Here is a 20,223-nt window from a genome sequence, read left to right as displayed (position 1 = left end):
AAGGGGATTGAGGGTTAAAGATGGAAGAGCCGCCAGCTTAGGTTTACGATCACCCGCAGACAAGTACGCACCTTCTGGTAACCATGACAATTCCCGACGACGCCTCCGCTGACGGCTCAACTGTGTTTAGCCAGGCCTGCCCCTCGCGCCAGGCACTGGAACTGGTCGCCAGCAAATGGGCGTTGCTGGTGATTCCGGCGCTGGCCGAAGGCCCGGTGCGCAACAACGAACTGATGCGCAAGATCGAAGGCATCTCGCAAAAAATGCTGACGCAAACACTCAAGGAGCTGGTGCGCAATGGCCTGGTGCTGCGCTTTGACCGGCAGACCGTGCCGCCGCATGTGGAATACCAGCTCAGCACCCTGGGCCAGTCCCTCAGCGAAACCCTGATCCCGCTGGACAACTGGGCCGAGCGCAACCACCAGAACCTCAAGGCCGCACGCGAACGTTTTGACGCATCTTTCAACTAAGCGCTTGACCAGACAGGGTTAGCCTCATTAGCGGAATCACGTAGCGGCCGCCCGCTCGTACGGTCCTATATTGAGTCCACAACAACGATACGGAGACATCCATGAAACAAGCCACGAACACGCGCCGCGGCGCATTGCAGCTGGGCCTCAAGGCCGGCGGCGCAGCCGCCGCCATATCCGCCTTTCCCGGTCTTTTGCTCGGCAGCGCCCACGCGCAAAGCAACTGGCCCAACAAACCGATTCGCCTGCTCGTGCCCTTCGCACCCGGCGGCAGTTCTGAAATCGTCGCGCGCTCGGCCGCCAATGAGCTCGGCAAAAGCCTGGGCCAGAACGTCTTCGTCGAGAACAAGCCCGGCGCCAGCGGCAACATCGCGATGCAGGACTGCGCGGCCTCCACCGACGGCCACACCATCATCCTGGGCCATATCGGCACCATGGCGGTCAACCCCTTCATCTTCGACAAGCTGCCCTTCGACACCAACAAGGACTTCAAGCCCATCTCGCTGCTGGCCAAGGTGCCCAGCCTGTATGTGATCAACTCCAGCGTGCCCGCCAACAACCTGAAAGAGTTCGTCGCGCTGGCCAAGTCCAAGCCCGGCCAGCTCAACTACGGCTCGGCCGGCAACGGCAGCGCCGGCCACCTGGCCTTTGAATACCTGAAGATGGCCACCAACATCTTTGTGCTGCACGTGCCCTACCGCGGCACCGGCCCGCAGCTCACCGATCTGCTGGCCGGCCGGCTCGAAGCCGCCAGCGTGGGCGCGCCCGCCATCCTGGCCCACATCAAGTCCGGCAAGCTGCGCTGCATCGCCACCGGCACCAAGGAGCGCCTGCCCCAGCTGCCCGACGTGCCCACGGTGGCCGAAAGCGGCTACCCGGGTTTTGAGATGACGCAGTGGTACGGCCTCAATGCACCCGCCAACATGCCGCAGGCCCACATAGACCGCATCGCCGAGGCCTGCGGCAAGGCCATGCGCAACCCGCAGGCCACCGAGCGCCTGCGCGGCGACACGGCCCAGCCCGTGGGCGACACGCCGGCACAATACGGCGCCTTCATCAAGACCGAGCAGGCGCGCTGGAAGCTGGTCGCCGAACGCGCGAAAATCAAGCCCGACTGACGCGCCTCCAACTTCAACCACGAGCGATCCCCATGAACTGCCGCCCCGGCTGCGGCGCCTGCTGCATTGCCCCCTCCATCAGCTCCGCCATTCCCGGCATGCCGCAAGGCAAGCCAGCCGGCGTGCGCTGCGTGCAGCTGGGGGATGCCAACCAATGCCTGATCTTCGGCCGGCCCGAGCGGCCAGCATGTTGTTCCGGACTACAGCCTTCCGTGGAAATGTGCGGGACATCACGCGAACTGGCCATCCAATGGCTGGATGACCTTGAGCGTTCCACGTCTACAACGCCGGCTACGTCCCTCACAGACTGATGGGCTGAGGCCATCGCTCTGCAACCCCCCGAGGCGCCGCAGGAGTTCCTTGGGTCGACCCGGCAGACATCGCGTTCTACCCGTTTCGATAGCACCTACGGTAGGCCGCTACCGTAATCGCCACCTGCACCAGCCGTAATTTTCCGACTGGGCTGCAGCCTGGTTCCATCGCACACTGATGTCACAGCTTCTTGTGTGTGGACGGATTCCGCGTATCCAATATCGCCATCCAAGCTGGCTTGCATTTCCATCCATTCACAAAGGACACTCGTCATGAAGAGGTTACTTGCATTTGTATACGGCTTGACGGCCTATGCCGTTTCCTTCGGCACAACCTTATACGCCGTCGGTTTCCTTGGCAACATTCTGGTCCCCAAGACCATAGATTCCGCACCGCATACACACTGGACGCAGGCACTGTTGGCCAACGTCTTGTTGATCGGCGTATTTGCGCTGCAGCACAGCGTCATGGCCAGGCCCGCATTCAAAAAGGCCTGGACGCGGATTGTTCCTGAACCCGTGGAGCGCAGCACCTATGTCCTGGCCTCAAGCCTGGCCCTGATTCTGCTGTTCTGGCTGTGGCAACCCATGGGCGGCGTTGTCTGGAACGTGCAAGACACCAACGGCAGAGCACTGCTCTACATCCTGTATGCGCTGGGATGGCTGACCGTGTTTGGCAGCACCTATGCCATCAACCATTGGGACTTGTTTGGCCTGCGGCAGGTTTACTGCTACTTGCGCGGCGAGTCCTACCAAACCATCTCGTTTGCCTCGCCAGGCCCTTACCGGTACGTACGCCACCCCATCTACCTGGGTTGGCTGCTGACTTTCTGGGTGACGCCCACCATGACGATCGCGCATCTGGTGTTTGCTGTTGCCACCACGCTGTATATCCTGGTCGCGATCCGGTTCGAAGAACGCGACCTGATCGACTATTTCGGCGACACCTACCGGCAGTATCGCAAGCGCGTGGCAATGATCATTCCATTTCCCGGAAAGACGCTTCGCTAAGGCCAAGGCGTCAACATGGCCGCTCGTGAACTGGTGAACATGCCTTGGACATGCTTTTAAGCACAGGATATCCGCCCCATTGAAGCGAGGCGGCCTCTGGGCCAGATGTCGTTGGACTGCGCCCTGGTCGCCTCTTACAATCGGCGCGATGCACCGGGAACGACAACAGCAGATTCGTTTTTGCACCAGCGCGGACGGCACGCGACTGGCCGTTGCGACACTCGGGGAAGGCGCGCCCTTGATCAAGGCGGCCACCTGGCTGACCCATGTCGAGAAGGACCCGAGCAACCTGTTCACCCGGCACTGGGTGTCCGAGTTAAGCCGCGGCAATACCCTCATCCGCTACGACTCCCGCGGCTGCGGCTTGTCGGAACGGCAGGTCGAACGCATTTCCATGGAAGCCTGGATCGAGGATCTGGAGGCCGTGGTCGCCACCCTGGCCATAGACCGCTTTCCCCTGTTTGGCATGTCCCAGGGCGCAGCCATCGCCGTCAACTACGCGGCGCGCCACCCGGACAGGGTCAGCCACCTGGTGCTCTATGGCGCTTGCGCTCGCGGCCTGTTGAAACGCGATCCGCCGGCCAAGGTCATCGACGCGGCGCTGGCCATGYTCAAGGCGGCAGAACTGGGCTGGGGTTCCGACAGTTCGTCGTTCAGGCAAGTGTTCATTTCCCAGTTGCTGCATGATGCAACGGCGGAACAGCAACGCGCGGTCGACGAAGCGCAGCGGCTGACGATCTCCGGCGCGAACGCCGTGCGTTTCCTCAAGGAGGTCTTCGAGATCGACTTGCTCGAATCGGCGCCCAAGGTGCGCTGCCCAACGCTGGTGTTCCACGCCAAAGACGACCCCTGTTTTCCCTTCGAGGAGGGCCGTCTGCTCGCATCGCTGATCCCGAACGCGCGCTTCATACCGCTAGAGAGCAAAAACCACCTGCCGTTCGAGACCGAGGCCGCCTGGCCCGTGTTCTTGTCCGAATTTCGGGCCTTCCTGCCCGGGACCGGCGCCGAATCCGCACCTCGTGAAACGAACGCGCCAACAACCAGCAAGCCGCTGCTGACACCGCGGCAAATCGAGATACTGCGCGAGGTTGGGCAGGGCCAGACCGACAAGCAGATTGCGCGCAAGCTCGCCTTAAGTCCGCGCACCGTTGAAATGCATGTCGCGAACGCACTGCTGGCCTTGAAGTGCCGCACGCGCGCCGAGGCGGTGAGGCGCGCAACAGAACTCGCGTTGATCACCTCGGCCCCCGGGTGACCTTGGCCACCCAGCTCCTTGGGCCCGCCCGCTTGGCGCCCAAACATGTCTGCCCTCAGCCGAAATGTGCGGCGCGGATGCGGGCAGCGCGATGCGCTGGCTGAGCCGGCTTGAAAGCGATACGCAGCCCGGCCTGCACTGAAGCTGTCGTTATCGTTAGCGCTATCGCGATACGTTGCCCAGCGCTTCAAGCCCCTGCGCGGAGACGATCTCTATGCACCGGTAGCGCAGCGCGATCGCGCCCTGCTCCACCATGGCCTTGAGCTCCACCGAGAGCGTCTGGCGGCTGATGCCCAGCATCATGGCCAGCGCCTCCTGCGACACCGGCACCACCGGCCGCGCCTTCAGCGCCATGGTGGCGTCGCCGCGCGCCAGCAGCAGCAGGCGCCGCGCCACGCGCGCGCGGGTCGAGCGCAGCGCCGCGTCTTCCACCATGCCGTAAAGCGAGCGCACCCGCGCCGCGAGCAGCCTCGCCACAGCCCGTGCAAAGGGCGCGCCTTCCATCAGCGAAGCAAAGGCCGCCTGCGGCACCACCAGCACTTCGGCCGCCGACAGCGCCGTGGCATCGTGGGTGCGCGGCTCGCCGTCCATCAGCGAGATCTCGCCCATCCAGTTGCCCGCCTCCAGCACCACCAGGATGGCCTCCCGCCCATCCTCACGCAGCGAAGAGATCTTGAGCAGCCCGCCCAGCAGGCCGTAAAAACCGCCCGGCGCATCGCCCTGGCGGAACAGCATCTCGCCGGGGCGAAGGCGCAGCACTTCGGCCGAGGCCAGCAGCGCCTGCCTGTCCGCCAGCGGCAGCGCGCCAAACCAGGGGTTGGCCGACATGCGGTCCATATGGCGCAAAGGGGACAGATCGGGCAAGGGCATGCCCGCAATTGTCAAATTTTTGACAGTTCCGCGTCAAGCACGGACGTATCGTGCAGCTGAACCCCTAAAACCCTAAAACCTGCACCCCGGAGACAAGCCCCATGCACATCCCCTCCCTCAAAGAAGTCGTCAGCGCCGAAGAATGGCAATTGCGCTGCGACCTCGCCGCCTGCTACCGCCTGGTCGCGCTCTACGGCTGGAGCGACCTGGTCTTCACCCACATCAGCGCCAAGCTGCCCGAGTCGGTCTCCGGCGCCGGCAACCATCACTTCCTGATCAACCCCTACGGCCTGATGTTCGACGAGATCACCGCCTCCAGCCTGGTCAAGGTCGACGGCCAGTGCAACAAGGTGATTGACTCGCCCTTCCCCGTCAACCCCGCCGGCTTTGTGATCCACAGCGCGGTGCATGAGGCGCGCGCCGATGCCGGCTGCGTGCTGCACACCCACACGCGCGCCGGCGTGGCCGTGAGCGCGCAGCAGTGCGGCGTGCTGCCCATCAGCCAGCAATCGACCTTTGTGCTGGCGTCGCTGGCCTATCACGAGTACGAAGGCGTGGCCTTTCGCGATGAAGAGAAGCCGCGCCTGCAGGCCGACCTCGGCAAGGCCAATTTCCTGATGCTGCGCAACCACGGCCTGCTGGTCGTGGGCAAGACGATTGCCGACGCCTTCCTCAGCATGTATACCTTTGAGAACACCTGCCGCATCCAGCTCGACGCGCAGGCCGGCGGCCCGCTGACCGAGGTCAACCCCCTGATCGTCAAGGGCGTGGCCGAAGCCATGCGCGTGCAGACCGGCGGCATGGGCGGAGCGTTTGTCTGGCCCTCGCTGATCCGCAAGCTCGACAAGCTCGATGAAAGCTACAAGTCATGAGCGGCGGCTCACCCATCGTGGCCCAACTGCTGATCGCCGCGCTCGCGCTGGTCATGCTGGGCCTGGGCCTGACGCTCAAGGTCGATGACTTCACCCGCCTGCTCAAATACCCCAAGGCCGTGATCGTGGCGCTGGTGCTGCAGGTCATCGTGCTGCCGGCGGCCTGCTACGCCATCATCGTGCTGCTCAATGTGCCGCCGCTGTTCGCCGTGGGCCTGATGCTGCTGGCGGCCTCGCCGGGCGGCATCTCGGCCAACCTGTTCAGCCACCTGTTCGGCGGCAACGTCGCGATGAACATCTCGCTGACCGCCATCAACACCCTGCTGTCCATCGTCACCATGCCGCTGATCGCCAACTGGGCCATCAACACTTTTGCCAAAACCGGCCAGGTCGTGCCGCTGCAGTTCGGCAAGGTGGTGGAGGTCATCGTCATCGTGCTGGTGCCCGTGGCCATCGGCATGTGGCTGCGCACCGTGAAGCCCGGCTGGGCCGCGCGCAGCGAAAACCCGACCAAGGTCTTCAGCATCACCGTGCTGGTCGTGGTGGCGGTGGGCGCCGTCGTCAAGGAATGGCAGGCGCTCAGCGGCGGCTTCGCGGCCATAGGCCCGGCCGTGCTGGCCTTCAACCTGGTGAGCCTGCTGGCGGGCTATTACGTGGCGCGCGCGACGGGCCTGGACAAGCCCATCTCCACCGCCATCAGCTACGAAATCGGCATCCACAACGCGACACTCGCCATCTTCATCGCGCTGGCCGTGCTGAACAACTTCCAGCTGGCCCTGCCCGCAGCGATTTACTCCTTCAGCATGTACCTCACGGCCACGCTGTTCGGCTTGCTGGTGTTGAGGCGGCAGAGCGCACCGGTGGCGGCCGTCCAGCCCCAGTGAACACGGTGGCGCCAGGCCGCTAGACGCTGACCACCGTCAGCAAGGGTGGCGCCTGCACGGCGCCGGGCGGGCGCGGGGGCATGTCGCCTTCGTCCACCGTCAGCTCCTTGCGGGTCATGCGCACGTCGCCGAAGATGGTGGCGAAGGCCACGTCCTTGGCGTCGCGCCCCGTGCCCACGCGCACCAGCCGGTCTATGGGCGCCATGCGCGTCGGGTCGAAGATCACCCAGCGGCCTTCCAGCCAGGCTTCGAACACCGCGTGGAAATCCTCCGGCGGCTCTTCGAAGTGCACATAGCCCACGACCAGCCGCGCCGGGATGTTGAGGGCGCGGCACATGGTGATGCCCAGGTGGGCGAAATCGCGGCACACGCCCGCGCGCTGCACAAACACCTCCTGTGCCGAGGTCGTGGAGTCGCTGAAGCCTGGCAGGTAGTTGATCGACTCGTAAATCCAGCTTTCGATCGCGCGCACGCGGCCTATGCCGGGCGGCAGCTGGCCGAAGAGCTGCTGCGCCGCGCGGCTCATCACGTCGGACTCGCAATAGCGGCTGGGCATCAGATAGCGCAGCACATCGTCGGGTACGCCGGTCACCGGCGTTTCCTCCAGGTGCAGCGGCACGGGCGCGGGATGCAGTTCCACGCGCGTGCGGTAGTTGACCGACAGCAGCCCCTTGGGCGCATCCAGGCGGATGAAGCGGTTGCCGCTGCGCTCATCGCAGAAGTTGCGAACCTTCATGCTGGGCGTGATGGTCAGGCGCTCCTCCACCACATGATGGCCCTCGTGGAAGGCCGTCTCGATGTTGAACAAAAAATGGGCCGGGCTGCTGACTTCATACTCAAGCAGCGATTCAATCAGGGCGGTGTGCATGGGTGGACTGGCCGTGAAAGACCGTTAGAGGCGGGAACGATGGTCAGGGCCCCCGCGGCCCGGTTTGGCAAACCAGTTCTGGCAGGTCACAAACACAATGCGCGCCGCGCGCTCCATCACGTCCGCCGAGGGCTGGGCGCGCCGGCGCGCGCGCAGCCGGTTCACCAGCAGAAACTCGGCAATGCTGGCCTGGAAGGTGATCTTGCGCTTCGCCACGGGTGCGGGCAATTGCGAAGGCGACGAAGACGGTGCAGGCGCGCGCGGCCCCGACCACGGATGAAACAGCCGTTGCCGAAAGCGCGACGCCATCGAGGCCGGCGGCGCGGGGATGCGGTTCGCTTCCTGCATCGCCATTACTTCATGATCTTTTTCGCCGCGCCCACACCCAGCGCGGCCAGCACCACAAACACGACCGCCAGGATCAGGAACAGGCCGAACAGGATCTTGGCGATGCCGGCGGCGCCCGCCGCGACACCGCCGAAGCCGAGGGCGCCGGCAATCAATGAAATGATGGCGAAAATAATTGCGTACTTGAGCATCTTGGCCTCCTGTGGAAGGTGAGCGGCCCGGGCCATGCGCAATGCGCCATGGCTGCCGTGACCGGGGGTCGATGCGCCGCGGTGAAGCACCGCAGCGAGCCTTCATGCTAAAAGTACGCGGGCTTTGCACCCATCAGCAGCGCCCGCTAGCCACTGTAGGACAAGGACGCGGCGGCCTCTATCCGCTATGCTTTTACTAGCACGGCAGCACCGTGGTGCCATGCCTGCAAAGCCTACTTGCCGAAGAGGCTGCGAAAACCCTCACCCACGCGGTCGCCCAGGTTGGCCCCGGCGCCGGTGCCCACGCCGGGCAGGAGGGCCGTGCCGATGGCCGCGCCCAGCAGGGCCGAGCGCGACAACGTGACTTCGGGGTTGTCCAGCGTGCCGCCCACCGTCAGCGGCACGCCTACCGCGCCGCCGATGGCGCTGCCCAGCTTGCTGTCGCCTGCCACGTTCACGCTCACCCGGCCGCTCAGCACCTTGGCCGGCGAGATGGCGACATTGCCCGTCGCGCTGAGCGCGCCCGAGCTCGCCACCAGGTTGGTCAGCTGCGCCGACTTGCCCTGGGTGTTGACCTGCCCGGCCAGGGTGTCCAGGGCCGTCTGGCCGCCACGGCTCAAACCAATGGTCTTGACCGCCTTGGCCAGGTCCAGGCCGTGGATCACCGCGTCACGCACGGTGAAAGTCGTCTGGCTCTGCAAGGCCTCCACCAGCGCACCCGTGGTCGCGGCCCGCGCATGCAAGGTGGTGGAGGCCTCGAGCCGGCCCGTCAGCGACTTGCTGGGCGCCGTCAGCGCCGACACCTCAACGTCCTTGGTCTGCAGCTTGCCCTGCAGTTCCAGTTCTTCCCGCGCGGCGGTCACGGGCACCTTTTTCAGGCCCAGCTTGCCTTCGACCTTGCCGCCGCCTACGTCCACGCGCAAGGCCCACTCGTCGCCCCCGGCGGCGGCTTTCGGTTCGTCGCGTTTCAGCGTGGCCTCCAGTCCCTGCAGGTTGCCCTGGACCAGCTTGAGCGACACGCTGTCCGGCAGGCCGTCGTCACCCAGCTCGGCTTCGGCGTTCACGGTGGTGCGTGCGCCCGCGGCGCTGATCCAGGTCACTTGGTCCAGCACCGTGCGGCGCGGCAGCCACTCCATGGAGGACTGCCCCGGCTTCCCGGCCTGCGCTGAAGATGCGGCGGCTGCAGCCGCCTGCGCCGGGGTTTTCTTCTTTTGCAGCAACAGCAGCACGGCATCAATGCCTTGCTGCGGCAGCACCGCCTTGCGCACCAGCAGCGTCGCCACCTCGAGCCGCCCCGTGAGCAACGGTTGCCAGCGCGGCCGCACCTCCACACGTTCCAGGGTCAGGGGCGGCTTGCTCTGCACCGAGATGCCGCTCAGCGCCACCGCCGGCAGCGGCCACACATCCACCGCCACCCTGTCCAGCGCCACAGGCACACCCAGCGCGGCAGTGGCCTCGCGCTCCAGGCGCTGACGGAAATCGTCCGTGCTGACCCAGCGGTGCAACGTAAAGGCCACCACCGCCAGCAACACCATCAAACCCAGGGCCAGGAACACCAGCCATTTAAAAACTTTTGCCATGCGGCTATTGTGGCGCGCTCCTGATGCGCGCCCCCAGCAAAAAACCGCCGATGCGGCTAGCATCAAGGGCTCTGCAACATTCCCGCCACACCAAAGGACGAGACACCATGAAGCTTTATTACTCCCCCGGCGCCTGTTCCCTCTCCCCGCACATCACGCTGCACGAGTCCGGCCTGAAGTTCGAGCACGTGGCAGCGCCCACCAAGACCCACCAGCTGGATGACGGCACCGACTACTACACCATCAACCCGCTGGGCTATGTGCCCCTGCTCGAGCTCGACGACGGCACCCGCATCGCCGAAGGCCCGGCCATCGTGCAGTACATCGCCGACCAGGTGCCCGAGAAAAAACTCGCGCCCGCCAACGGCACGCTGGATCGCTACAAGATGCAGTCCTGGCTGACCTTCATCGGCACCGAACTGCACAAGGGCTTCAGCCCGCTGTTCAACGCCGCCACGCCGGCCGAGTACAAAACCATCGTCATTGACAAGCTGCTGTCACGCCTGAAGTGGGTCGACGGCCAGCTCGCCGGCAAGCAGTACCTCATGGGCGACGCCTTCAGCGTGGCCGACCCCTACCTCTTCACCGTCACCAACTGGGCGCCGCGCGTGGGTGTGGACATCTCGGGTTTCGCCAACCTGGCGGCCTTCCGTGAGCGCATGGCGGCCCGGCCGTCTGTGCAGGCGGCGATGAAGCATGAGGGGCTTCTTAAATAGTTTTGATGTTGGGTTGAGTTCCGGGGCCGGGGGTTGCCCGGCGGCAACTCACTTTTATCGAAACCCGCAAAGCGGGTTTTCTTTTGTTCGCCAAAAGGCGCGCTACGCGCGCGGGGTTTGCTCACTTCGCGCAGCGAAGTTACGCAAACACCAAAAGTAAAAGGTCACGCAGTGGGGATTCGCTCACTTCGCAAAGCGAAGTTACGCGAATACCAAAAGGCGACCCTGGTGTCTGCGTCCCTCCGCTTCGCTTCGGGCAGCCTGTGGTGCTCGGTCCAGACGGGGTCAAAAACAACTCGCTTCGCTCAGACACGTTTTTGCCCTTATCCGTCTGGACCTGCGCTCCTCGGCGCATACACAAGGGGTGGGGCAGGAATACCGAACAGCCAACCGGCCAATAGCATGATTTGAGCAACCCCGCTTGAGGCAAGCGAATCGAAACAGGGCCAAACTGGCCCTGTTTTCATTTCAGCACTCCCTCAGTATTTCTTCAGGACTTTTCATGCCCACCTTATTCGATACCAACAAAGCCGGTGACCTTGAACTTGCCAACCGCATCGTCATGGCGCCGCTCACGCGCAACCGTTCGCCGAATGCCGTGCCGCAGGCCATTGCACGCACCTACTATGCCCAGCGTGCCAGTGCCGGCCTGCTGATTACCGAGGCTACGGCCATCAGCCACCAGGGGCAGGGTTATGCCGATGTACCGGGGCTTTATGGCAGCGAGCAGCTGGATGGCTGGAAAAAAGTCACCCATGCGGTGCATGAAAAAGGCGGCAAGATCGTTGTGCAGCTGTGGCATGTGGGCCGTGTCTCGCACAACAAGCTGCAGCCCAATGGCGGCAAGCCGGTCGCGCCTTCTGCCATCACGGCCAAGACCAAGACAGTGCTGATTGAAAACGGCGTGCCGACTTTTGTCGAAACCTCGGAGCCGCGCGCGCTCGACCTCGGCGAAATCCCCGGCATCGTGCACACCTTCGCGGCGGCGGCGCGCAATGCGGTTGAGACGGCCGGCTTTGACGGTGTGGAAATCCACGGCGCCAACGGTTACCTGCTGGACCAGTTCCTCAAGGACGGCAGCAACCAGCGCCGCGACGACTACGGCGGCAGCATTGAAAACCGCGCCCGCCTGCTGCTGGAAGTGACGCGTGCCGTGACCGACGCCGTCGGCGGCGGCCGCACCGGCATACGCCTGTCGCCCGTCACCCCCGCCAACGACGTGCACGACAGCAAGCCCCAGGCCTTGTTTGAATACGTGGTCAAGCAGCTCGCCAGCCTGAACCTAGCGTATGTCCACATCATTGAGGGCGCGACCGGCGGGCCGCGTGAAATTGACGACCGGCCCTTCGACTACCCGGCGCTGAAAGCCGTCTACCGCAAGGCCGGCGGCAAGGGTGCGTGGATGGTGAACAACGGCTACGACCAGGAGCTGGCCGAAAAAGCCGTGGCCGACGGCGCCGACCTGGTCGCCTTCGGCAAGCCCTACATCGCCAACCCCGACCTGGTGGAGCGCCTGCGCGCCCGGGCGCCGCTCAACACGCCCGACAAGAACACCTTCTACGGCGGCGGCGAAAAGGGTTATACCGACTACCCGGTGCTGTCGGCTTGATCACCCACAGGCCATGCCAAAAGGCCGCCGGATAAAACCCGGCGGCCTTTTTTATGCTGCGGCCAGTGCCATGCCCTCGCGCGCGGCCTCCTGCGGGTCGGCCGCCAGCGTCACCGCGCTGACCACCGCCACACCATCCACACCGCAGGCCCGAACGCCCGGCATCAAGGCCAGCGAAATGCCGCCTATTGCCACCACCGGATAGGGTGCGGCGTCCTTGGCCCAGGCCTTCAGCCGCTCCAGCCCGACTGGCTCATAAGGCATGACCTTGAGCGTGGTCGGGTAGATAGGGCCTATCGCGAGGTAGGAAGGTTGCACCGCCTTCGCCCGCGCCAGTTCAGCCGGCGTGTGCGTGCTCAGGCCCAGGCGCAGGCCCGCCTCGCGCAGGGCCTTGATGTCGGCCGTGTCCAGGTCTTCCTGGCCCAGGTGCACGCCGTAGGCACCGGCCTCAAGCGCAAGTTGCCAGTGGTCGTTGATGAAGACCTGCGCGCCCGGCACCTCGCGCCCGGCCGCCACCGCGGTGCGCACCTCCCATGCGATCTCGTCCGCGTCGTGGTCCGCCGCCTTGATGCGCAGCTGGATGGTGCGCACACCCCAGCCCAGCAGGCGCCGCACCCAGGCAGCGTCGGGAACGACAGGATAAAAGCCGATGGAGCCGGTCAAAGGTGCGAATGCGTCTGTCGTCATGATTTCATTCCGGTTATTTCTCCTTCCCCCTCTGGGGGAAGGTGGGGATGGGGGCCTGCGGCCTCGGCATAAGCGCATACTCCACCGCCGCGGGCCCCCACCCCTGCCCTCCCCCAGCGGGGGAGGGAGTAAGAAAGCGGGAGTCGCCGGGCATCAGTTTGCGTGCCAGAACGGCACACCGACTGTCGGTGTCGAAGCCTGTGCCGCCGCGCGCTCGGGCATGGGCGTGGATTCATACGCCGCGCGCCCGGCCGCCACGCCGTCGGCAAAGGCGCGTGCCATGCGCACCGGGTCGCCCGCCTGGGCCACCGCGGTGTTCAGCAGCACGGCGTCAAAGCCCAGCTCCATCACCTGCGCGGCATGCGAGGGCCGGCCCAAGCCGGCGTCGACCACCAGCACCGCGTCGGGCAAACGCCGGCGCATGGTCTCCAGCGCATAGGGGTTGAGCGGCCCGCGGCCCGTGCCTATGGGTGCGGCCCAGGGCATCACGGCCGCGCAGCCGGCCGCATGCAGGCGCTGCGCCATCACCAGGTCATCGGTGGTGTAGGCAAACACGGCAAAGCCCTCTTTGGCCAGCGTGGTCGCGGCTTCCAGCGTAGCCACCGTGTCGGGCTGCAGCGTGTAGTCGTCGCCTATGACTTCGAGCTTGATCCAGGGCGTGCCGAAAATCTCGCGCGCCATCTGCGCCAGCGTGATGGCTTCCTGGGCGCTGTGGCAACCCGCCGTGTTGGGCAGGATGCGGCAGTTCATCGCCTGCACACGCTGCCAGAAGCTGTTGCCGCCGCCGCTCTCGGGCTGCAAGCGGCGCAGGCCCACCGTCAGCACCTCGGTGCCGCTGGCATGCACCGCGTCGGCCAGTACTTGCGGCGATGGGTAATGCGAGGTGCCCAGGAAAAAGCGGCTGGACAGCGTGATACCGGCGACCGTCCAGGGACTGCCGTGGGCGATAGAAGGGACAGCGGATGTAGTCATTCAATTGCTCCGGCAACTGGGTTCCGGTACATACCAGCAGACGCCGCGGAACTGGCTTTGCCAGGCCGCAAGCGTCGCCCCCTGCAAGGGGGAAAGGAGGTTACACGAAGTGAACCGACGATGGGGGTGTTCCATATGTCTAGCCTCCGGTTATGGGGGTGACGATGTCAATGCGGTCGCCGCTTTGCAATGCTCGCTCCGCCCACTGGGGGCGCGGCACAAAGCTGTTGTTGATCGCGCAGGCAAACGCGCCTTGCAGCGGGTAGCCGCGTGCCAGCAACAAAGCTTGCAAAGTCGGCGCGTCGGTTTCAATGGCTTCGCCATTCAGCGAGATTTTGAGTCTTGTCATGTCACCCATTTTCACCGCCCCAACAGTTGATGAACCAGGTCCTCCACCAGCGCCGGCGCACACAGGTAGCCGTGGCGGTAAAGGCCGTTGATATGCCACACACCATGCCGCTGCGCAATCGTTGGACGATGGTCATCCAGCGCCGGGCGTAACGCTGCCGCCAGCCGCAACACCCGCGCCTCGCCAAAAGCCGGGTGCAGGCTGTGCAGTGCGCTGCCCAGCTCCAGTGTGGAGCGCAAGGTCACCGGCCCGGTGTCTTCCGACTCCAGTTCGGTCGCGCCGACCACAAACTGGTGATTCGGTCGCGGCGCCACATAGAGCTGGTAGCGCGGGTGCATCAGGCGCACCGGCCGCTGCAAAGTCACGCCATCGCATTCGACCGTCAGCACCTCGCCGCGCACGCCGCGCAGCTGCGGCCAGCTGTCTTTCGCGCCCACGCCGCGCGCATCCACGGCCACATCCACGCCATAGCTTTGCCCGCCGCATTCAATACGGCCATCTTCCACCGCGTCGACCGCCCGGCCTTCAAGCCAGCTGCCGCCCAGCCGGTCTATCTCGGTCGCCAGCGCGGACATCCACTGGTCGTTGGCCAGCTGGCCCTCGCCGTCCAGCATCAGCCCATTGCCAAAGCGGCCGGCCAGTGCAGGCTCGGCACGGGCCAGTGCAGCCGCGTCCAGCGTGTGCACCTGCGCGCGCGCGGCCTCGGGCAGCTTGTGCTGCAGCAGGCCGGTGAAATGCGCCAGCGAACTCTGGTCGGGCGCATGCGCGACGACCAGCGTGCCCTCACGCCGGAAATACACCGGCAAGCCGTCGGCGGCCAGCTCGTCAATCCATTGCGGCCACAGCTGCATGGAGCGCTGGCCCAACGCGAACACAACTTCATCGGACACCGCAAGCTCGGCCAGCGGCGACAGCATGGCCGCCGCCGTCATGGACGCCGTGGCCAGGTCGCCGCGCACCCGCGCATCAAACAGGCTCACGCGGCAGCCGGCGCGCAGCAGCCGCCAGGCCAGCGTGCGGCCGGCCAGGCCCGCGCCTGCGATGCCGATGTGGAGAGCGCTCATGGCCCCACTCCCCGCCTTACTCCCTCTCCCTCTGGGAGAGGGTGGGGGTGAGGGCCAGCGGCGTATGAAAAGATGGTGTTCATTGAATCCGGGGAGCCCTCACCTTAGCCCTCTCCCAGAGAGAGAGGGAATGGGGAAGGGACAGGGGATAAGAGGGGCATAACCTCAAGAATAAATCTCGCTGCCGCCTTCGCGGAACTCCTTGGCCTTTTCCTCAAAGCCCGTCGCGATCTGCTTGATCGGAATCGTACCGGCAGCCGGCGCCAGCGTCGTCGTGGCCGGATTCAGCCGCGCGAACTCGCGCACCTCCTGCGAGATTTTCATCGAGCAGAACTTCGGCCCGCACATGGAACAGAAATGCGCGACCTTGGCGTTCTCTTTGGGCAGCGTTTCGTCATGGTAGGCCATGGCCGTGTCGGGGTCGATGGCCAGGCGGAACTGGTCTTCCCAGCGGAACTCGAAGCGTGCCTTGGACACCGCGTTGTCCCACATCTGCGCGCCCGGGTAGCCCTTGGCCAGGTCGCCCGCGTGGGCGGCGATCTTGTAGGCGATCAGGCCCTGCTTCACGTCGTCGCGGTTGGGCAGGCCCAGGTGTTCCTTGGGCGTCACGTAGCACAGCATGGCCGTGCCGTACCAGCCGATGTTGGCAGCGCCCATGGCCGAAGAGATGTGGTCGTAGCCGGGCGAGATGTCGGTGATCAGCGGGCCCAGCGTGTAGAAAGGCGCCTCGAAGCAGGCCTCGAGCTGCTTGTCGACGTTTTCCTTCACCAGCTGCAGCGGCACATGGCCGGGGCCCTCGATCATCACCTGCACGTCGTGCTTCCAGGCGATCTGCGTGAGCTCGCCCAGGGTGTGCAGCTCGGCGAACTGCGCCTCGTCATTGGCGTCGGCAATCGAGCCGGGCCGCAGGCCGTCACCCAGCGAGAAGCACACGTCATACGCTTTCATGATCTCGCAGATCTCGTCGAAGCGCTCGTACAGAAAGCTTTCCTTGTGGTGCGAGAGGCACCACTTGGCCATGATGGAGCCGCCGCGCGAGACAATGCCGGTCAGGCGGTTCGCCGTGAGCGGCACATAGGCCAGGCGCACGCCGGCGTGGATGGTGAAGTAGTCCACGCCCTGCTCGGCCTGCTCGATCAGCGTGTCGCGGAAGATTTCCCAGGTCAGGTCTTCGGCCTTGCCGTTGACTTTCTCGAGCGCCTGGTAAATCGGCACCGTGCCAATCGGCACCGGCGAGTTGCGCAAAATCCATTCGCGCGTTTCATGGATGTTCTCGCCGGTCGAGAGGTCCATCACCGTGTCTGCGCCCCAGCGAATCGACCAGACCAGCTTGTCGACTTCTTCCTCGATGCTCGAGGTGACGGCCGAGTTGCCGATGTTGGCATTGACCTTGATCAGGAAGTTGCGGCCGATGATCATCGGCTCGCTCTCGGGGTGGTTGATGTTGTTCGGAATGACGGCGCGGCCGCGCGCCACTTCGTCGCGCACAAATTCAGCGGTGATCTGTTCTGGAATGGCCGCGTTAAAGGAGTGCCCTTTTTTCGGCATGCGTTCGGTGGCCAGGCGTTCGGCCAGCTGCGCCCGCACCAGGTTTTCGCGCACCGCGATGTATTCCATCTCCGGCGTGATGATGCCTTTGCGTGCGTAATGCATTTGCGACACATTGGCGCCCGCCTTGGCGCGGCGCGGCACGGGCGCATGCGCCATGCGCAACGCGGCCAGGGCCGGGTCGTTCAGGCGCTGGCGGCCGTAGGCGCTGCTGATGCCGGCCAGGGCCTCGGTGTCCTGGCGCTCGTTGATCCAGGCGCCTCGCAGCGGCGGCAGGCCGCGCGTGATGTCGATGGACGCAGCCGGGTCGGTGTAAATGCCCGAGGCGTCGTACAGGCGCAGGGGCGGGTTGGCTTCACGGCGCGGCTCACCGGCGCCTTCATGCACCAGGGTGTCGGTCAGCGTGACCTCGCGAAACGGCACGCGGATGTCGGGGCGCGAGCCCTCAAGGTAAATCTTCGCCGAGCCGGGAAAGGGCGTGCGCGTGATGCGGCCCGTGAGGTCTTGGGTGTCAACGGTGAGTCGGGTTTTGGCCATGTGGTTCTCCAGGAGGTGGGGTGCCTGCTGGGGAGCCGGAGGGTCCTTGGGCGGCCTTTTAGGGGTGCCGCTACGGAGTGCCGGAGCCAATTGCGTTGTTCCCTACGCGGGGATGACCCCGATCAGGTTCAGCGGGTCTCGCAGACTGCGATCTCAGCCTCGGCATTCCTGGTGGAACATCCTTGGCACCCCGACAAGCTGTGGCCATTGTATGCAGGGCAGCAACCCATGGCAAATAACCAAGTTACACACCGACAAAGCCAGCGGGGGCCGCGGAACTGGCTTTGCCAGGCCGCAGGCGCCGTCCCCTGCAAGGGGAGAGGGGACTACACGCAGTGAGTCCCAACAGGGGTGAGTGTTAAATCAACTTTACAAAATCTCATCGCTCGGGCAACGGCGTGGATACACACGCCCACCACACTTGCTCTCAACCTGAAGCCAAAAGCCGTATGTCACGGCAGCGGATTTTTCAGGCATCTTCTCCCCTGAAAGGAAGTTCCCATGAAATTCGCATTCAAGCCCTCCGCTTCCCTCAACAGCCTCGTCCTCGCCGGCCTGCTGGCAACCGTCGGCGCCGGCGCCATGGCGCAAACGCCCCCCGCAGCACCCGCCGGTTCGCCGCCCGCAGCCGGCAAACCTGCCGGCCCCCACGGCGACCGCATGGGCCGCCACGATCCCGCCAAGATGCAGGCCATGATCGCCAAGCACCAGGCCGAACTCAAGGCCAAGCTCAAGATCACCCCCGCCCAGGAAGGCGCATGGACGGCCTACACCGCCGCCATGCAGCCGCCCGCCCACGGCCCCCGCCCCACGGCGGAGCAGCGCGCCGAGTTCGACAAGCTGACCACGCCCCAGCGCATCGACAAGATGAAGGAAATGCGCACCCAGCGCATGGCCGAAATGAACGCGGCGATGGACAAGCGCGGTGAAGCCACCAAAACCTTCTACGCCGTGCTGAGCCCCGAGCAGCAAAAGACCTTTGATGCCGAGCACAAAAAGCACGGCCCGCGCGGCGGCCACCGTGAGCACGGCGGCCCCGGCCCGCAAAAGGGCTGAGCCAGTCCCTGAAGCCATCCGCAAGCCCGCACCGTCGCCAAGCCGGTGCGGGCTTTTTTGCGCACGCCTGAAAACCGACGGACGCCGCCCCCAGCCCGCGTAGGACGGCATCGAATGCAGGCTTTCGGGGCCCGCAGCTTTCCTAAACTGGCAGGATGACCACAGTCCGCAAAGGCCAGGCGCCGGCCGTTCTGTCGCGCGAAGCTTTCCACGAACGCTTCATGCAGTCCTTTGTGGACCCGGCCTTTCGCACGGAAGACCCCGCCCTCGCACGCATCGAAGCACTGGCCTGGGATGCCTACCAGGAGGGCCGCAAGGCGCCCCACACACGCAAGGCCGGCAAAGGCTTTGCCGACCCCCATTACGAGCTGTCGACTGAATGGCTGGCAACGCGCGAGCGCCTGCAGCAGGCGCAGGCCCGCTGGAAAGACCCCGCCTCGCCATCCCGCGTGCTGCTGGTCTGCGGTTCCTCGCGCAACGACGGCACCTGCCCCGGCGAAATCTCCAAGACCTGGCGGCTGCTCAACACCGCCAAAACCACGCTCGAAGGCGCAGGCATGGAAACCGACGTGCTGGACCTGAGCCTGCTGACCTCCAGCTACCACCTGAACATCCACCCATGCAAGGGCTGTGTCTCCACCGCCATGCCGCTGTGCCACTGGCCCTGTAGCTGTTACCCCAACCATTCGCTGGGGCAGACCAGCGACTGGATGGCCGAGATCTACGAACGCTGGACGGCCGCGCACGGCATCCTCATCCTCACGCCGGTGTACTGGTACCAGTCGCCCAGCCCGCTCAAGCTCATGATCGACCGCCTGGTCTGCGCCGACGGCGGCAACCCCGACCCCACCAGCACCCACGGCAAAAAACCCGAGGAAGCCAAGGCACTGGAGATGAAAGGCTGGGACTATCCCAAACACCTGGCCGGCCGCACCTACGGCCTGGTGGTGCACGGCGATGTCGCGGGCATTGAAGGCGCGCGCCGCAGCCTCAGCGACTGGCTGGACTGGATGGGTTTGATAGACGCCGGCAGCATCGCCCGCCTGGACCGCTACATCGGCTACTACGAACCCTATGCGACCAGCCACGAGACGCTGGATGCCGATCAGGCCGTGCAGGCTGAGGTGCGCAACGTGGCCAGCGCGGTGGCCGGCGCCGTCAAGGCGCTGCGCGGCGGAACACTGCCCCAACCCGGCAAGGGCCTGCGGCAACCCCGGCCCAAATAAGAAAAGAAGGACAGCAAAAAGCCGGGCGGCGGAACATGCCCGCGCCCGGCTTTGGACGGATCAGTGGGTGGTCCGTTTAGTGAGCGCTGCCGCCCGCGGCCGCGCCGCCCTGGACGCTGCCCTGCACACCACCCTGGACGCTGCCGGTGGCATTGCCGACGCCGTTGCTCACACCGTTATAGGTGCGCGTGGCGCCGCTTCGTACAGCATGGCCCGTGCGCGCAGCGGCACGGCCTGTAGCGCGTGCGCCGCTGTCCACCGCACCGGCGGCCTGGCTGCCCAGCGAGCCGGCGCTTTGGCCCGACACATTGGCGCCCGCGCCTACGTCGGCACCCACACGGCCACCGGCAGTGCCGGAACCGCTGTCACCGCCGCCCATCGCATTGGCACGCGTGGCGGCATCGATGCGGGTGTTCTGCCCGGCATTGACGCCGAGGTTCACGCCCAGGCCGGCGTTGCCACCGGCGGTGCCGCCGCTACCGCTCACCCCCGCGCCTACGCCCACGCCCACGCCCACACCAAGGCCCTGCGCAAACGCGCCAGGGACAGCCAATGCAAGGGTCAGCGCCACGGCGCCCGGAATCGAACGAATCATGAATCTGGACATTTCAGTCTCCTTCTTAAAAGCGATGGGCCCGCCAAAGGCAACCCACCCGGCAGGGCCCCAACGACATCCGCTGT

Annotated in this window: 22 protein-coding genes and 1 riboswitch; of the genes, 11 read left to right on the top strand and 11 right to left on the bottom strand. The window is 65.2% G+C overall.

The genetic code is table 11. The features are described from left to right. Positions 1 to 83: 83 nt before the first annotated feature. From AC1DXS_RS02310 to AC1DXS_RS02290, 5 genes are all read left to right on the top strand, one after another. Complete coding sequence (locus AC1DXS_RS02310) at positions 84 to 470, top strand: winged helix-turn-helix transcriptional regulator (protein WP_477735965.1); 387 nt, start codon at positions 84 to 86, stop codon at positions 468 to 470. Positions 471 to 571: 101 nt separating this feature from the next. Next, positions 572 to 1,588 carry a Bug family tripartite tricarboxylate transporter substrate binding protein gene (locus AC1DXS_RS02305; RefSeq protein WP_477735964.1) on the top strand — a complete coding sequence of 339 codons (1,017 nt, stop codon included), beginning with the start codon at positions 572 to 574 and terminating at the stop codon, positions 1,586 to 1,588. Between the two features lie 32 nt (positions 1,589 to 1,620). Then, entirely contained in the window at positions 1,621 to 1,899 is a 279-nt protein-coding gene (locus AC1DXS_RS02300) for a YkgJ family cysteine cluster protein (RefSeq protein ID WP_477713989.1), read from the top strand. Between the two features lie 273 nt (positions 1,900 to 2,172). Further along, entirely contained in the window at positions 2,173 to 2,910 is a 738-nt protein-coding gene (mddA, locus tag AC1DXS_RS02295; RefSeq protein WP_477735963.1) for a methanethiol S-methyltransferase, read from the top strand. Positions 2,911 to 3,058: 148 nt separating this feature from the next. After that, positions 3,059 to 4,165, top strand: a complete 1,107-nt coding sequence (locus tag AC1DXS_RS02290; protein ID WP_477735962.1) for an alpha/beta fold hydrolase — start codon at positions 3,059 to 3,061, stop codon at positions 4,163 to 4,165. A gap of 162 nt (positions 4,166 to 4,327) precedes the next feature. Here AC1DXS_RS02290 and AC1DXS_RS02285 read toward each other — a convergent pair whose 3' ends face one another. Then, positions 4,328 to 5,035 carry a Crp/Fnr family transcriptional regulator gene (locus tag AC1DXS_RS02285; protein ID WP_477735961.1) on the bottom strand — a complete coding sequence of 236 codons (708 nt, stop codon included), beginning with the start codon at positions 5,033 to 5,035 and terminating at the stop codon, positions 4,328 to 4,330. Between the two features lie 101 nt (positions 5,036 to 5,136). On the opposite strand from AC1DXS_RS02285, the gene AC1DXS_RS02280 reads away from it, so the two are divergent. Both AC1DXS_RS02280 and AC1DXS_RS02275 read left to right on the top strand, forming a co-directional pair. Next, positions 5,137 to 5,907: a class II aldolase/adducin family protein gene (locus AC1DXS_RS02280; protein ID WP_477662655.1), complete on the top strand. Its 771-nt coding sequence runs from the start codon at positions 5,137 to 5,139 to the stop codon at positions 5,905 to 5,907. Next, complete coding sequence (locus AC1DXS_RS02275; protein WP_477735960.1) at positions 5,904 to 6,791, top strand: bile acid:sodium symporter family protein; 888 nt, start codon at positions 5,904 to 5,906, stop codon at positions 6,789 to 6,791. The genes AC1DXS_RS02280 and AC1DXS_RS02275 overlap by 4 nt, the downstream gene beginning before the upstream one ends. A 19-nt stretch (positions 6,792 to 6,810) precedes the next feature. On the opposite strand, the gene AC1DXS_RS02270 is transcribed toward AC1DXS_RS02275, so the two are convergent. The 4 genes from AC1DXS_RS02270 to AC1DXS_RS02255 form a co-directional block, all read right to left on the bottom strand. Next, entirely contained in the window at positions 6,811 to 7,659 is an 849-nt protein-coding gene (locus tag AC1DXS_RS02270) for a transglutaminase-like domain-containing protein (protein ID WP_477735959.1), read from the bottom strand. A gap of 24 nt (positions 7,660 to 7,683) precedes the next feature. Then, positions 7,684 to 8,013 (bottom strand): hypothetical protein, encoded by a 330-nt coding sequence (locus tag AC1DXS_RS02265; protein WP_477735958.1) that lies wholly within the window; start codon positions 8,011 to 8,013, stop codon positions 7,684 to 7,686. Then, entirely contained in the window at positions 8,013 to 8,198 is a 186-nt protein-coding gene (locus tag AC1DXS_RS02260) for a DUF1328 family protein (RefSeq protein ID WP_477735957.1), read from the bottom strand. Before AC1DXS_RS02260 ends, AC1DXS_RS02265 begins: the two co-directional genes overlap by 1 nt. Before the next feature lie 233 nt (positions 8,199 to 8,431). Next, complete coding sequence (locus tag AC1DXS_RS02255) at positions 8,432 to 9,778, bottom strand: AsmA family protein (protein WP_477735956.1); 1,347 nt, start codon at positions 9,776 to 9,778, stop codon at positions 8,432 to 8,434. A 107-nt stretch (positions 9,779 to 9,885) separates the two neighbouring features. Here AC1DXS_RS02255 and gstA point away from each other — a divergent pair, with 107 nt between their 5' ends. Beyond that, complete coding sequence (gene gstA, locus AC1DXS_RS02250; protein WP_477735955.1) at positions 9,886 to 10,494, top strand: glutathione transferase GstA; 609 nt, start codon at positions 9,886 to 9,888, stop codon at positions 10,492 to 10,494. A 502-nt stretch (positions 10,495 to 10,996) separates the two neighbouring features. After that, positions 10,997 to 12,103, top strand: coding sequence for an alkene reductase (locus AC1DXS_RS02245; protein ID WP_477735954.1), 1,107 nt, complete (start codon positions 10,997 to 10,999; stop codon positions 12,101 to 12,103). Between the two features lie 51 nt (positions 12,104 to 12,154). Here the strand turns inward: AC1DXS_RS02245 and thiE are convergent, their stop codons facing one another. The 5 genes from thiE to thiC all read right to left on the bottom strand — a co-directional run bounded on the left by thiE (position 12,155) and on the right by thiC (position 17,260). Beyond that, positions 12,155 to 12,790, bottom strand: a complete 636-nt coding sequence (gene thiE / locus AC1DXS_RS02240) for a thiamine phosphate synthase (RefSeq protein WP_477735953.1) — start codon at positions 12,788 to 12,790, stop codon at positions 12,155 to 12,157. A gap of 153 nt (positions 12,791 to 12,943) precedes the next feature. Next, complete coding sequence (locus tag AC1DXS_RS02235) at positions 12,944 to 13,762, bottom strand: thiazole synthase (protein WP_477735952.1); 819 nt, start codon at positions 13,760 to 13,762, stop codon at positions 12,944 to 12,946. A 139-nt stretch (positions 13,763 to 13,901) separates the two neighbouring features. Continuing rightward, a complete protein-coding gene (thiS, locus tag AC1DXS_RS02230) occupies positions 13,902 to 14,111 on the bottom strand; it encodes a sulfur carrier protein ThiS (protein ID WP_477735951.1) in 210 nt (69 codons plus the stop codon). A gap of 11 nt (positions 14,112 to 14,122) precedes the next feature. Continuing rightward, complete coding sequence (thiO, locus tag AC1DXS_RS02225) at positions 14,123 to 15,175, bottom strand: glycine oxidase ThiO (RefSeq protein ID WP_477735950.1); 1,053 nt, start codon at positions 15,173 to 15,175, stop codon at positions 14,123 to 14,125. A 165-nt stretch (positions 15,176 to 15,340) separates the two neighbouring features. Then, the gene (gene thiC, locus AC1DXS_RS02220) at positions 15,341 to 17,260 is read right to left on the bottom strand and encodes a phosphomethylpyrimidine synthase ThiC (RefSeq protein ID WP_477735949.1); all 1,920 of its coding nucleotides are present in this window, start codon (positions 17,258 to 17,260) and stop codon (positions 15,341 to 15,343) included. An 82-nt stretch (positions 17,261 to 17,342) separates the two neighbouring features. Further along, a riboswitch (TPP riboswitch) is annotated at positions 17,343 to 17,463 on the bottom strand. Positions 17,464 to 17,761: 298 nt separating this feature from the next. On the opposite strand from thiC, the gene AC1DXS_RS02215 reads away from it, so the two are divergent. Together AC1DXS_RS02215 and AC1DXS_RS02210 are read left to right on the top strand one after the other, a co-directional pair. Then, positions 17,762 to 18,316, top strand: coding sequence for a Spy/CpxP family protein refolding chaperone (locus AC1DXS_RS02215; protein ID WP_477735948.1), 555 nt, complete (start codon positions 17,762 to 17,764; stop codon positions 18,314 to 18,316). 155 nt (positions 18,317 to 18,471) lie between these two features. Then, on the top strand, positions 18,472 to 19,542 hold the full coding sequence (locus AC1DXS_RS02210; protein WP_477735947.1) for a flavodoxin family protein: 1,071 nt from the start codon (positions 18,472 to 18,474) through the stop codon (positions 19,540 to 19,542). Between the two features lie 76 nt (positions 19,543 to 19,618). Here the strand turns inward: AC1DXS_RS02210 and AC1DXS_RS02205 are convergent, their stop codons facing one another. Then, entirely contained in the window at positions 19,619 to 20,149 is a 531-nt protein-coding gene (locus tag AC1DXS_RS02205; protein WP_477735946.1) for a hypothetical protein, read from the bottom strand. Positions 20,150 to 20,223: the final 74 nt, after the last annotated feature.

It is taken from the genome of Polaromonas sp. P3_B1, assembly GCF_056402935.1.
Note: the sequence above shows the minus strand (reverse complement) of the source record. Positions and strands in the feature narration are given on the sequence as shown.